We start from the raw sequence: 12560 nt of genomic DNA on the forward strand, positions 1-12560 counted from the left end.
GCAACCGTTCCCGGGCTCGGCTAAAGTTCTCATCCGTCACCGGAAAACAACCGGGGGCGTGCGGACGTAGCGCAGCTGGTAGCGCATCACCTTGCCAAGGTGAGGGTCGCGGGTTCGAATCCCGTCGTCCGCTCGGAGATGCCGCCACGCATGTCGGGGGCAACCTCGGTGGAGTGGCCGAGAGGCGAGGCAACGGCCTGCAAAGCCGTGTACACGGGTTCAAATCCCGTCTCCACCTCGGCAGTTGACGAGGGCGATTGGCGCAGTGGGAGCGCGCTTCCTTGACACGGAAGAGGTCACTGGTTCAAACCCAGTATCGCCCACCATCGGAAAGGCCGTGTCGGACACTCGACACGGCCTTTCTCGTTCCCTCGCTCAGGCCGACGCGCCCAGCAACGCCTCCGCCACCGCGGTCCGACTGCTCAGCAGCGACCGGCCCTGTCGCCGGGTCACCACCAGGCCGGCGGCCCGCAGCGCGGTGAGGTGCTGCGACACCCCGGCCGGGGAGAGCCCGGTCCGTCGGGCCAGCTCCGTCGTCGACCGGGGCGCGTCCAGCGCCGCCAGCAGCCGCGCCCGACCCCGGCCCAGCACCGCGCCCAGCGCGTCCGGCGCGCGCGCCGGGGTCTCCCACAGCGTGCCGACACCGCGCGCCGGATAGGCCAGCTGGGAGACGTCCCCGGCCGCGATGCTCAGCACCGACGGCCAGACGAACACCGAGGGCACCAGGACCAGACCACCCCCCTCGGGTACGTCCGGCGCCGGGCAGTGCCGCTGGCTGACCAGCAGCGCGTCGCCCTCCCAGCGGACCAACTCGTGCAGGTCGTTCAGGAGGCCGGCGGTGCCGTCCTCGGCCATCCGGCGGGCCCGGTGGAAGACCTCCGCGTCGAGCACCGCCCGGATCCGGGGCCAGTCGTCGGCGACGGCCAGCCGCCAGTACGCGTCGATCTCGGCGGCCAGCCGGGCCAGCCCGGCGACCGGATCGGCGTACAGGGCGGCCACCACCGCCGGGCGGGGACCGGGCAGCAGGTCCAGGTGGGCGCGGACCACCTGGGGCCGGGTGGCGCGCAGCGTGGCCAACTCCTCGGTCAGGTCCGGGTCCAGGCCGGCCGGCGGCGGGGTGAGGAAGTCCGGCAGGTAGCCCGGGGCCGCCGGCACCAGACGCCACAGCAGGCCGGCCTCCGGATCGAGCAGCCCCGCGTCGGCCAACCGTGGCCGGACCCGGGCGGCCCAGGGCAGGTGGATCGCGTGCCGGCCGGGGTCGCGGAGCACCCGGACCCCGGCCACCACCTCCCACAGGCCGGACAGCGCGAACCGGACCCGTGCCACGGCGCCCGCCGACAGGCCGATCGCGACCACACCGCCCCCTTCGTTTCAGCCAGGACTGAAACAATACGGCGACCGGCCGACCCCGGCCGAGACTGACCGGGTGAACGAACAGCACATCCGAGCCCGACAGTTCCGCAGCCTGCACGTGCCCGGCGAGCCGCTGGTCCTGGTCAACGCCTGGGACGCGGCGAGCGCCCGGATCGTCGCCGACGCCGGCGCCCGCGCGGTCGCCACCACCAGCGCCGGCGTGGCGTGGAGTCGCGGCGCGCCCGACGGCGACGCGCTCGCCCGGGAGACCGCCGTCGACGTGATCCGCCGGGTCGCCGCCGCGGTGCGGCTGCCCGTCACCGCCGACATCGAGTCCGGGTACGGCGACCACCCGGACGAGGTCGCCGAGACCGTCGCCGCGGTGCTCGCGGCCGGCGCCGTCGGGGTGAACGTCGAGGACGCCCGGCACGACGGCGGCGGGCCGCTGCGTCCGGTCGACGAGCAGTGCGCCCGGCTCGCCGCGGTCCGCGCCGCGGCCGACCGCGCCGGCGTTCCGCTGTACCTGAACGCGCGGGTGGACACCTTCCTCCGGGGCGTCGGTGGGGTGCCGGAGACCGTGGCGCGGGCCGAGGCCTACCTGGCCGCCGGCGCGGACGGTGTCTTCGTACCGGGGACGGTCGACCCGCAGACCGTGGCGGCGCTGGTGGCGGCGATCCCCGCGCCCCTGAACGTGCTGGCCGGGCCGGGCGCGCCGTCGGTGGCGGAGTTGGCCCGTCTCGGGGTGGCCCGGGTCAGCCTCGGCTCGGCGGTGGCCGAGGCGGCGTACGCGGTGGCCCGGCGCGCGGCCGTGGAGGCCCTCGGCGACGGCACGTACGGGGCGCTGGCCGACGCGCTCGACTACGGGACGATCAACGAGCTGATGCGGGACTGATCCCGGCACGCGGACGGGGGCGCCACCTGGCGCCCCCGTCCGGGCCGGTCCGGGGACCGATCAGCTCCGTCGGCCCCCGGCTCGCCTCACATCGGCGGGGCGACGTCCCGGCGCTCCTCGACCCGGCGGTACTCGACCGGCTGCTCGGTGGTGGTGACCACCTGGCGGCGCCGGCCCCGGACCAGCGTGGTCATGATGAGGCCGAGCACGCCGGCTGCCATCAGGATCCAACCGACGACGTCGAGGTCGACCCCGCCGACGTTGGCGTTGAGCGCGAAGGTGAGGATCGCGCCGACCGCGATCAGGAAGATGCTCGTACCGATACCCATGACAGCCTCCTTCGGGGGATGGTTGTGCTGTCGCATCGCCCAGTACCCCGGCGTCGAGCAGCGCAATCACCGTGGCCGGGGGGCTGCCGCAGGGCGATCTTGGCATCGGGTAGAGTTTCCCCCGTCGCCGGCGCAGCCGGAGACGACGCGGACGTAGCGCAGCTGGTAGCGCATCACCTTGCCAAGGTGAGGGTCGCGGGTTCGAATCCCGTCGTCCGCTCGCGAACCGCCCGGGCGATTGGCGCAGTGGGAGCGCGCTTCCTTGACACGGAAGAGGTCACTGGTTCAAACCCAGTATCGCCCACTCGTTCTCCCCGACCGCCGCTCGACCGGCGGACATCTCCCACCGGCCGGACAAGACCGGCCACATCGGTCACCCCCTTCCACCGAGGACCCGGTACGGGTCCACCGTGCGGGTTATGGAGCGCTCGACCGCCGCGTGTCAGGGTGAGGCCCGATACGCAGGGAGGCGGTCACATGGGGACGATCGGGCAGGGACGATGGCGGCGCACGGCCGCCCGGCTGGGCGTGGCGGTGGTCGTCGCGGCGGCCGGGGTGACGGTGGGGGCCGCGCCGGCGCAGGCCACCGCGACCCGCACCGTGGCGTTCTGGAGCATGGACGAGCCGGCGTCGTCGACCGTGCTGAGGGACAGCAGCGGCAACGGCCGGCACGGCGCGGTGGGCGGCGAGGTCGTCACCGGCGCGCTCTACGCCGGCGCCACCGGGCACCGGTTCGCCACCCACTCGCCGCCCGACCAGGAGTACGTGCCGGAGCACGTGGACCTGGTGCCGCACAGCACCGACTTCAACCCCGACGCCGGGGACTTCTCGGTCACCATCCGCTACCGCACCACCCACTCCTTCGGCAACATCCTCCAGAAGGGACAGGGCAACGCGGTCGGCGGCTACTGGAAGTTCGAGGCGCCCGCCGGCAAGCCGAGGTGCCTGTTCCGGGGCGGTGACGGCGCCTCGCGGACCGGCTACACCGGAGTGTCGATCGCCGACGGCCAGTGGCACACGGTGACCTGCAACCGCACGTCCGCGTACGTGGAGATGTACGTCGACGGCGTCCGGACCAGCCGGCTGAACGGGCCGACCGGCACCATCGCCAACACGTGGCAGGTCTCCGTCGGCGGCAAGAGCCAGTGCGACGGCACGAAGGTCACCTGCGACTACTTCGCCGGTGACATCGACTACATCAAGATCCTGAAGGGTTCCGGCGGTCCGGCCAACCAGGCGCCGGTGGCCGACCTGGCGCCGTCCTGCTCCGGGCTGGTGTGCACGTTCTCCGGCGCGGGCTCCACCGACGCCGACGGCGCGATCCAGGACCACCGCTGGGACTTCGGCGACGGCGGGACCGCCGACACCGTCTCCGTGCCGACCACCTCCCACACGTACGCGACGGCCGGCACCTATCCGGTCACGCTCACGGTCACCGACGACCGGGGCGCCACCGGCACGGCGACCGTCGACGTCACCGTCGCGCCGGTCGCCGAGCGGATCTCCTTCGTCGGCCAGGCCACCGCGAACACCAACTGGACCAGCCACACGGTGACCGTCCCGGCGTCCGTGCAGCCGGGTGACACGCTGCTGCTCCTGCTCAGCCAGAACACCCACACCGGCACCGGCGAGCCGACCGGGGTGACCGGCTGGACCCGCCTGGACCGGCTCGACGGCGGCTTCGCCACCACGACCGCCTGGTCGAAGACCGCGGTCGCCGGGGACGCGGGGACGCCGGTCAAGGTGACCCTCGACGGTCAGGCGAAGGGCAACCTGGTGGTGGCCGCGTACCGGGGCGTCCGGCCGGGCGCGCCGGTCTTCGCCCGGGCCACCGACCCGGCCAGCAGCGCCAGCCGGATCACGCCGTACGCGCCGGTGACCGTCGCGCAGAGCTGGGCCGTGTCGTACTGGCTGCACGGCGACGGCACCTCCACCAGCCTCACCCCGCCGGCCGGCGTCGCGGTCCGCAGCAACAGCTCGCAGAGCGGCGGCGGCCGGGTGACCGGGCTGCTCGCCGACTCGGGCAGCAGCGTGCCGGTGGGCAGCTACGGCGGTCTGACCGCGACGGCCGCCGCCGCCAGCACGACCACCACCACGTGGACGTTCGTGTTGCCGCCGGCCTGACCCCTTTCCGGTACGCGCGAAGGCCGGCACCCCGGTTTCGGGGTGCCGGCCTTCGGTGTTACTTGTTCCAGTGCTCGGCCACGATGTCGGTGGCCTGCTTCTCCCACTGCGCGTACGCGTCGGGGTAGGCGGAGACCTGCACGGTCTGGGCGGCGTCGGTCAGGGGCATCTTGTCCCAGCCGTCGACCTGCTTCAGACCCTTGAGGAAGGCCAGGGTGGAGTACTCGGGGTCGGTGATCTGCTCCGGCGTGCCCCAACCGCTGGACGGGCGCTGCTGGAACAGGCCCAGCGAGTCGTGGTCATTGCGGTCGCCGAGGTGCCCGAGGTTCTCCAGCTTCGACTCCTGCAGGGCGGTGGCGATCGAGATGACCGCGGCCCGCTCGGGCAGGCCGGCCTTCTTCGTCGCGGCGATGATCGCCTTGGCGTTGGCGGTCTGCTCGTCGTTCAGCGTGATGGTCGACTGCTCACCCTGCACGGAGGCGACCGCGACGGGCTTACCGGCGGCGTGGGCGGGGGTGTCGGCGTGGGCGGCGACGGGGCCGGCGAACACGCCACCGGTGAAGGCCAGACCAGCGATACCCAGGATGCTCTTACGCAGGATCGTGTTCATGAGGGGGCTCCATTCGGGGGTCAACACACCGGGGGTGTGGGCACCGTCAGGCGCGCGAAGAAGTCTTGGGGGGATCCGGCTGCTCGTGGAGCCGGGGGGCCAGCTCACGGGGGCCGGGGTGTCCGGCAGGCTCGCGGGGCGGGGGGCCCGCACGCGGCGCCGGGATGATGTGTAACGACCGGCGGCCTGCCGTCATTCCCGCCGGGGGCGGGGTGGCGGCTCGGGGGTGTTCGCCTGCTCGGTCGTTCACCCGTCTACAACGCGGCCGAGCCTGCGGCGATTCCACACCCGGGGTGCCGCCCACCACCACCGAACCGGACACCCACCCCAGTCCACGCGAACGGGTGGAACCCCATGGGTGCAACGGGGAACGTAGACACCCACCCGCGGCCGCACGACGCTGTGAGTGGAACACCACGCGTGCATCCCGACCCCGCAGACACCCACCACGTTCCACCCACCGGCCGACAACCCCGCCAGTGGAACACCATGGGTGTCTCCCGGCTCCGCAGACACCCACCACGTTCCACTCACCGCCCGCTGCCCTCGTCAGTGGAACGCCATGGGTGTGTCCCGGCCTGGGAGACACCCACCCCGTTCCACCGGAGGGACGTCTGCGCCCCCTTCCCTCCCACAGCCCGGCGAGGGCGGCCCTCAGGGGGCACCGAACTTCCAAGATCTCCCACAGGACACGGACACTCGACACAAATCCCCGCCTGCGCGCACGGATGGGCCGCGAGGCCGGGGAGGTGGCGGGCCGTGATGCTGCCACCTCCCGCGATGAAGTTGATCAACCCGCCATCGGGCCCGGAAGGGGCGTCGGTCAGGAGACGGCGGACGGCCGGGCAGGTGCCGGTGCCGCAGGCCCCCGGGATGCACGCCGCCCGGACCGGGAGACGTCATCGCCCGGTGGGAGCGGGTGGCGGGCGCGATCTCCTGTTCTGCCGTTGGCAGACGCGCTGTCCGGAACGGGGGACCGGCGGGCAGGCTGGGACGCATGCGACTGCTGATGCTGGGTGGTACGGGATTCGTCGGTGGAGCGGTGGTGACCGAGGCGGTGCGCCGGGGCTGGTCGGTGACCGTGTTCAACCGGGGGATCCACGGGGACGTGCCGGCCGGCGTGCACCGGTTGCGGGGTGACCGCACCGCGCCGGACGGTCTGGCCGCGCTCGCCGGCGGCGAGTGGGACCTGGTGGTGGACACCTGGGACGGCGCGCCCCGGGCGGTCGGGGACGCGGCGCGGGCCCTGGCCGGGGCGGTGCCGCACTACGTCTACGTCTCCAGCGGCTCGGTGTACGCGCCGCCGGTCGGACTGGGCACCGGCGAGGAGGCGCCGACCGTGGCGGCTGAGCCGGACGCGGACGACGGTGACTACCCGCGGAACAAGGCCGGCGGGGAGCGGGCCGCGGTGCGGGGGTTCGGGGACCGGGCGCTGCTGGTGCGGGCCGGCCTGATCCTCGGTCCGGGGGAGGACATCGGGCGGCTGCCGTGGTGGCTGCACCGGGTGGCCCGGGGCGGCGACGTGCTGGCGCCGGGGCCGCGGGACCTCCCGGTGCAGTACGTCGACGTCCGCGACCTGGCGGTGTGGATGCTGGATCGGGGGGTCGAGGGCGTCGGCGGGGCGTACAACGTGGTGGGTCGCACCGGGCACGCGACGATGGGTGAGCTGCTCGACGCGGCGGTGGCGGTGACCGGGTCGGGCGCGACGCTGCGCTGGACGCAGCCGGAGCCGATCCTGGCGGCGGGCGTGGAGCCGTGGAACGACCTGCCGATCTGGGTGCCGCGCGGGCACGAGTACCGCTGGTTGCAGGAGCGCGACGTCGAGCGGGCGTACGCCGCGGGTCTGGTCTGCCGGCCGGTCACCGAGACCGTCGCCGACACCTGGCGGTGGCTGCGCGAGGTCGGCCGGGTTCCGGCCCGGGCGGGCCGGCCGGCGCGCGCGCCGGTGGGTCTGGCACCCGAGCGGGAGGCGGCACTGCTGGCCACCCCGGCGGTCTGACGCACACCTGCCGGTCACCCGGGTCGAGGGGCCGGGTGCGGCGGGGCCGGGTCCCGGCGGCCCCGCCGCTTCCTCGCGCGCCGCCGTCGCACCCGGCGGCGCGCCCCGGGGTCCGTGTCGTCGGAGCCGGCCGGTCCGCGGCGGGCCCGTGACACGGCCGCTAGGGGTGGGTGCCGACCTGGCTGGCCTCGGCCTCCCAGATGCCGTACTCCCGTTCGGCCGGGGGCAGGCCGTAGAAGCAGACGCTGTCCACCTGCCCGGACGTCTCGTTCGCCACGGACGAGCCGAAGTTGACGTAGCGGTAGCCGCGGTCGGACTTCGCCCCGTCGATGCCCGCCTCGGTGATCTTCATGCTGATGCCCGGGTTCCAACCCCGGACGTAGTCGATCATCTTGTACGGGTTGCGTTCGCCGCCGCCGTCAGCGCCCCGGGTCAGATAGCTGGAGCTGTAGCAGTGCACGGTGGCCACGTCCGGGCGGTACGGGCCGGTGAGCAGCGCGCCCAGCCCGTCGCCGGTGTCCCGGACGAACGCGTCGAACCAGCGTCCGGAACTGCCGAAGGTGAACCCGGAGCCGTCGCCGTTCCAGCGCCCGGCCGGCATGTTGATCGCCCAGAGCAGGTTGCCCCGGTCCTGGGCCGGCTTGTTGTCGCGGATGGTCGCCAGCCGGTTCCACCGGGCCAGCCACGGGTTGTCGGGCTGGTGCCAGTCCGGCTCGTTGCCGATCTCCCAGACGAAGAGCGTGTCCGGGTGCGCGTCCACGTAGGGCAGCAGCAGGTCCAACTGGCGGCGCGCCAGGCCCGGGTCGGGATCCTCCGAGGATTGGATGATCATTTCGGTGAGGCCGGTGCTCCGCAGCGCGTCGAGCTGCCCGTCGCTGAACTGGCGGCGGTTCGGGTCGCCCCAGAACATCGAGATCCGGGCGGTCTGTGGGCGCATCCGGCGCAGCAGGTCCACCTTGCGGGCGAAGTCGATGTTGTTGGTCGCGCTGCCCGGCGAGACCACCGCGCCCCACTTCATGTAGTAGGCGGCGGACGCCGGCGTGGCGGCGCCGAGCACGCCGCCGGCGCCCAGCGCGGCGGCGGACGCCCCGACGCCGCCGAGGAACCGACGACGGGACATCCCGGTCGCGTCGGCCGGTGGTGTGGTGGTGCGGTCGGTCATCGGGAGCCTCCCCTGGTCCGATGCGGTTCGGCCCTCACCGTGCCGTCCGCCGGCCGCCGGGTCCTCTCACCCCGCTCTCACCGCGCTCGCGCTCCGCTCCGCCTCGCCGTCCCCGGTTCGGGCCCCGGCCTCACCGAGCAGCCGCAGCGCCCGTTCGCGTTCCTGGTCCTCGCCGTGCTCGCGGCACAGGGCCAGGCAACCGTGCAGCGCCGACCGGGCCGCCGGAAGCCGGCCCAGGGCGAGGTGGGCCGCCCCGAGGCGGCGCAGCGCGATCAGCTCGCCGATGCCGTCACCGACCTCCCGGCTGCCCGCGACCGCCTCGGTCAGCTCGGTCACCGCGCGGTCGTACTCGCCGGTGCGCAGGTGCAGGTCGCCGAGGTGGCCCAGGGAGATGGCCGCGCCCCGCCGGTAGCCCAGCTCCCGGCAGAGCGCCAGCGCGCGGCGCAGCAGGCGGGCCGCGTCCGCGTCCGCGCCGTCGCGACCCAGGACCAGGGCCAGGCTGGTGGAGGTGTACGCCTCACCGAACCGGTCGTCGAGGCGGCGGAACAGCGCCAGTGCGGCACGGAAGGCGCTCTCGGCCGCGCCGGCGCGCCCGGCCACCCGGTGCGCGGCGCCGAGTCCGAACAGGACCTGCGCCCGCCCGGTCAGGTCACCCAGCTCGACGGTGACCGTCTCGGCCCGGCCCAGCGCGGTCATCGCCGCCGCGTCGTCGTGACGCAGCCGGTGCGCGGTGCCGGCGGCGCGGAGCGCCAACGCCTGCCCGGCCCGTTCGTCGAGCCGTTCGAAGCCGGCCAGCGCCGCGTCGAGGCAGTGCAGCGCCTCGTCCAGCCGGTCCAGGTTGAGATGTCGCTCGCCGCGGGCGCGGAGCAGCCAGGCCCGCCCGGTCTCGTTGCCGGCGGCCTCGCACGCGTCGAGGGCCAGGCGGGTGGTGACGTCCCAGTCGTCCAGGTGCTCCCGCAGTTCGTGGAAGCGGCCGAGGGCGTTCGCCAGGTTCCAGGCGGCCTCGTCGAGCCCGGCGGACGCGGCCCGGCGGACCGCGCCGGTGAGGTGGCCGCGCGCCGCCTCGAACCAGGCCACCGGGTCGGCGAGCAACACCTCCAGGTCGGCCGGCGTCCATCCGGACCAGCGCGGGGCGGCGCCGGCCACGCCCCGCCGGAAACCGCCAGGGGTACGCCGGTACGCCTCGTCGGTCAGCGTGAGCCAGCCGCCGACCAGCCGGCCCAGCGCCGCCCGCCGGGCCTCGGCCGGCTCCTCCACGGCGCCGAGTTCCCCGGCGTACGCCCGGACCAGGTCGTGCAGCCGGTAGCCGGTCGGGTCGACGTCGACCAGCCGCGCCTCGACCAGCCGTTCGGTGAGTTCCTCGGCGGCGGCCGGCGGCAGGTCGAGCAGGGCGGCCGCGGCCCACGGTGGCACCCGGGGCAGGTTGACCGCGCCGAGCAGGCGCAGCAGCCGGCGTTCCTCGGCGGTCAGCTCCTGGTAGCTGGTGGCCAGGCTGGACCGGACGGCCAGGTCGCCGGTGCGCAGCACGTCCAGCCGGGCGCGTTCGTCGGCGAGCTGGTCGGCGAGCCGCCGTACCGGCCAGTGCGGGCGGGCGGCGAGCCGGGCGGCGGCGATGCGGATGGCCAGCGGCAGGTGGCCGCAGCGTTCGGCGACGCGCAGGCAGTCGGCGTGCTCGGCGGCCACCCGGGCCGGGCCGAGGGCGTGCCGGAGCAGGTCCACGGCCTGTTCGGGGGTGAAGATGCCCAGGTCGACGTGGATGGCGCCGGGCAGGGCGGTGAGTCGGCGCCGTGCGGTGAGCAGCACCGCGCAGGCCGGCTCGGCGGGCAGCAGGGGGCGGACCTGGTTCTCGCCGGCCGCGTTGTCCAGCACCACCAGCAGCCGTCGCCCGGCGGTGCGGGCGCGGAACAGCGCGGCCCGGTCGTCAGTGCCGGCGGGCACGGCGCGCGGTTCCTCGCCGAGGGCGTGGAGGAACCGGCCGAGCACCGCGCCCGGGTCGAGAGGCTCGCCGCCGCCACGCAGGTCGACGAAGAGTTGACCGTCGGGGAAGGCCGGCCGGGCCCGATGTCCCACGTGGACGGCGAGGGTGGTCTTGCCGCCGCCGGCGACGCCGGACACGGCGACGACCCGCGGCGCGGTGCCCGGTCCGGCGGTCAGCCGGGCCACCAGGTCGGCGGCCACCTCGCCCCGGTCGACGAAGTCGGGGGCGTCCATCGGCAGCTGGGCGGCGGGGGGTGGGGGCGGGCCGGCGTCGTCGTGCAGCGGGTCGCCGTCGAGGATGCGCCCGTGCAGCGCCCGCAACGACGGGCCGGGTTCCAGGCCCAGGGCGGCGACACCGGCGGCGCGACCCTGCCGGTAGACCTCCAGCGCCTCGGCCCGCCGGCCGGCCCGGTGCAACGCCCGCATCAGTCGTTCCCGCAGCTCCTCCCGGAGTGGTTCGTCGCGCACCATGCGGTGCAGCCGGGGGATCAGCTCGACGTGCCGGCCGAGGCCGAACTCGACGTCGATCCGGTCCCGCTCGACGGCGAGTCGCTGCTCGGTCAGCTCGGCCACGGCGGCGTGGAAGCCCGCGACCCGCGGGTGGGCGGGCAGTCGCACGTCGGCCAGCACCGGCCCGCGCCAGGCGTCGAGCGCGTCGTCGTAGCGGCGCGACGCCTCGGCCGGTTGCCCGGCGGCGGCCAACTCGGCGGCCTCGGCGGCGGTGGCGGTGAACACGGTGGCGTCGAGGTCGCCGGGGGCGACGGTGAGTCGGTAGCCGCCGGGTCGGGTGTCGATGGCGTCGCCGAGCGCGCCGCGTAACCGCCAGATCAGCGTCTGCACCTGGCCGACGGCGGTCTCCGGCGGGTCGTCGCCCCAGAGCGCGGCGAGCAGCACGTCCAGCGAGGCGACGCGGCCGGCGTGCACCAGCAGGACGGCCAGGACCGTCCGCTGTCGGGGGCTGCGCAGCGGGACCGGCTGTCCGGCCCGGGTCACCTCGAGCGGGCCCAGGATCCGATACTTGACCATGCCGGCGTCACCGTACCACCGGATCGACCGCTGTCGCTGCGGTCGGGTGACGCGGGTCAGGCCGGCACGACCGGCAGGTCGAGCACCTCCTCGACCGGGCGGCGCGGGGTGGCGCGGCCCGGCTGGCCGTACCCGACCCGCATCACCATCTGCGGGGTGCCGAAGCGGCCCAGGGACAGCCGCAGCGCCTCCCGCGCCGCCGGGACCTCGATCGGCTGGGAGAGCATCGAGGCGCTGAGCCCGGCGTCGGTGGCGGTGAGCAGCACCCGCTGCAACGCCTGCCCGGCGACGACCTGGTCGGTGGCGGTGTTACCGGCGGTGCCGAGCACGGCGACCAGCGGCTCCGGCTCGAAGTCCCGGCCCGGGGCGCGGTTGCGGCCGCCGAATCCGCGCTGCGGCAGCAGGTCCTGCGGCTCGCTCTGCGGCCCGCCGGCCACGGCGGGCACCCCGTCGGGCGAGGGCTCCGAGCGGATCCACTCCACCCGCTCGGCCACGTACGCCGGGTCGCGTTCCAGCACCCGGTGCGCGCTGCGGGCCACCTCGGCGAGCGCGTTGACCGCGCTGGTGCCGATGACCAGTTCCAGCCAGCACTGCTCGGCCCGGGCCGCCTCGCCGAGACGCCAGCGGGCCTCGGCCGGCACCGGGTCGGGCCAGAACGGGGCCCGGTTGCTGAACCGGCGGCCGATCGCCGCGTACAGGCTCTGCTCGGTCGGGGTGGGCCGGCGCGGCACGTCGGGCACCAGCCGGGCCACCACGTCCGGGTCGGCCGGGTACGGGCGCAGCCGGACCGTGGCCGGGGTGCCCGCCACGGCGAGCGCCAGCCGCAGGTTGAACAGGGCCGCCCCGCAGGCGATCCGCGCGCCCCAGCCGCTGGGGTCGGTGGCCGGCAGCCCGCGCAGCGGGTCGACCGCGACCTCGATGCCGCCGTCGTGCAGCCGGAACCGCCACGGCTGGGTGTTGTGCAGCGACGGCGCGCGTACCGCGTCGGCGACCGCGGCCCGCAGCTGCGGGACGGTGTATCCGGTCGTCATGGTCGTGCTCCCTCCGTGCGGTGCCCGGCCGGCCGGTCGGTCCACCCCCACGGTGCG

At 75.1% G+C, this 12560-nt stretch carries 9 protein-coding genes and 5 tRNA genes; 8 read left to right on the plus strand and 6 right to left on the minus strand.

Annotated elements, in window-relative coordinates:
- Nucleotides 1–60 precede the first annotated feature (60 nt).
- From O7600_RS27525 to O7600_RS27535, 3 genes are all read left to right on the plus strand, one after another.
- Nucleotides 61–133, plus strand: a tRNA-Gly gene (locus tag O7600_RS27525).
- A gap of 34 nt (nucleotides 134–167) precedes the next feature.
- Nucleotides 168–238 (plus strand) — tRNA-Cys (locus O7600_RS27530).
- A gap of 13 nt (nucleotides 239–251) precedes the next feature.
- Nucleotides 252–326 (plus strand) — tRNA-Val (locus O7600_RS27535).
- Nucleotides 327–375: 49 nt separating this feature from the next.
- Here O7600_RS27535 and O7600_RS27540 read toward each other — a convergent pair.
- On the minus strand, nucleotides 376–1356 hold the full coding sequence (locus O7600_RS27540) for a helix-turn-helix domain-containing protein (RefSeq protein WP_281591303.1): 981 nt from the start codon (nucleotides 1354–1356) through the stop codon (nucleotides 376–378).
- Between the two features lie 70 nt (nucleotides 1357–1426).
- Between O7600_RS27540 and O7600_RS27545 the strand changes: the two genes are divergently transcribed.
- Nucleotides 1427–2245, plus strand: a complete 819-nt coding sequence (locus O7600_RS27545; protein ID WP_281591304.1) for an isocitrate lyase/phosphoenolpyruvate mutase family protein — start codon at nucleotides 1427–1429, stop codon at nucleotides 2243–2245.
- Nucleotides 2246–2331: 86 nt separating this feature from the next.
- Here the strand turns inward: O7600_RS27545 and O7600_RS27550 are convergent, their stop codons facing one another.
- The gene (locus O7600_RS27550) at nucleotides 2332–2574 is read right to left on the minus strand and encodes a DUF6458 family protein (protein ID WP_281591305.1); all 243 of its coding nucleotides are present in this window, start codon (nucleotides 2572–2574) and stop codon (nucleotides 2332–2334) included.
- A gap of 147 nt (nucleotides 2575–2721) precedes the next feature.
- Here O7600_RS27550 and O7600_RS27555 point away from each other — a divergent pair.
- The 3 genes from O7600_RS27555 (at nucleotide 2722) to O7600_RS27565 (ending at nucleotide 4698) form a co-directional block, all read left to right on the plus strand.
- Nucleotides 2722–2794: transfer RNA gene (locus O7600_RS27555), tRNA-Gly, on the plus strand.
- Between the two features lie 12 nt (nucleotides 2795–2806).
- Nucleotides 2807–2878: transfer RNA gene (locus O7600_RS27560), tRNA-Val, on the plus strand.
- Nucleotides 2879–3051: 173 nt separating this feature from the next.
- On the plus strand, nucleotides 3052–4698 hold the full coding sequence (locus O7600_RS27565) for a PKD domain-containing protein (protein ID WP_281591306.1): 1647 nt from the start codon (nucleotides 3052–3054) through the stop codon (nucleotides 4696–4698).
- Nucleotides 4699–4756: 58 nt separating this feature from the next.
- On the opposite strand, the gene O7600_RS27570 is transcribed toward O7600_RS27565, so the two are convergent.
- Nucleotides 4757–5308, minus strand: coding sequence for a hypothetical protein (locus O7600_RS27570; RefSeq protein ID WP_281591307.1), 552 nt, complete (start codon nucleotides 5306–5308; stop codon nucleotides 4757–4759).
- 997 nt (nucleotides 5309–6305) lie between these two features.
- On the opposite strand from O7600_RS27570, the gene O7600_RS27575 reads away from it, so the two are divergent.
- A complete protein-coding gene (locus O7600_RS27575) occupies nucleotides 6306–7307 on the plus strand; it encodes an NAD-dependent epimerase/dehydratase family protein (RefSeq protein ID WP_281591308.1) in 1002 nt (333 codons plus the stop codon).
- Nucleotides 7308–7467: 160 nt separating this feature from the next.
- Here the strand turns inward: O7600_RS27575 and O7600_RS27580 are convergent, their stop codons facing one another.
- The 3 genes from O7600_RS27580 to O7600_RS27590 form a co-directional block, all read right to left on the minus strand.
- Nucleotides 7468–8469 carry a hypothetical protein gene (locus O7600_RS27580; protein WP_281591309.1) on the minus strand — a complete coding sequence of 334 codons (1002 nt, stop codon included), beginning with the start codon at nucleotides 8467–8469 and terminating at the stop codon, nucleotides 7468–7470.
- Between the two features lie 66 nt (nucleotides 8470–8535).
- Nucleotides 8536–11472, minus strand: a complete 2937-nt coding sequence (locus tag O7600_RS27585; protein WP_281591310.1) for a BTAD domain-containing putative transcriptional regulator — start codon at nucleotides 11470–11472, stop codon at nucleotides 8536–8538.
- A gap of 56 nt (nucleotides 11473–11528) precedes the next feature.
- The gene (locus O7600_RS27590) at nucleotides 11529–12503 is read right to left on the minus strand and encodes a nitroreductase family protein (protein WP_091579194.1); all 975 of its coding nucleotides are present in this window, start codon (nucleotides 12501–12503) and stop codon (nucleotides 11529–11531) included.
- Nucleotides 12504–12560 lie beyond the last annotated feature (57 nt).

Origin of the sequence: Micromonospora sp. WMMA1998 (assembly GCF_027497375.1) — a bacterium.
GTDB classification, from domain to species: Bacteria; Actinomycetota; Actinomycetes; order Mycobacteriales; family Micromonosporaceae; genus Micromonospora; species Micromonospora sediminicola.

Excerpts from the sequence above, each read along its gene's own strand:
- O7600_RS27575 (WP_281591308.1), top strand. The coding sequence starts at position 6,306 with ATGCGACTGCTGATGCTGGGTGGTACGGGATTCGTCGGTGGAGCGGTG.
- O7600_RS27585 (WP_281591310.1), bottom strand. The coding sequence starts at position 11,472 with ATGGTCAAGTATCGGATCCTGGGCCCGCTCGAGGTGACCCGGGCCGGA.
- O7600_RS27550 (WP_281591305.1), bottom strand. The coding sequence starts at position 2,574 with ATGGGTATCGGTACGAGCATCTTCCTGATCGCGGTCGGCGCGATCCTC.
- O7600_RS27565 (WP_281591306.1), top strand. The coding sequence starts at position 3,052 with ATGGGGACGATCGGGCAGGGACGATGGCGGCGCACGGCCGCCCGGCTG.
- O7600_RS27590 (WP_091579194.1), bottom strand. The coding sequence starts at position 12,503 with ATGACGACCGGATACACCGTCCCGCAGCTGCGGGCCGCGGTCGCCGAC.
- O7600_RS27580 (WP_281591309.1), bottom strand. The coding sequence starts at position 8,469 with ATGACCGACCGCACCACCACACCACCGGCCGACGCGACCGGGATGTCC.
- O7600_RS27570 (WP_281591307.1), bottom strand. The coding sequence starts at position 5,308 with ATGAACACGATCCTGCGTAAGAGCATCCTGGGTATCGCTGGTCTGGCC.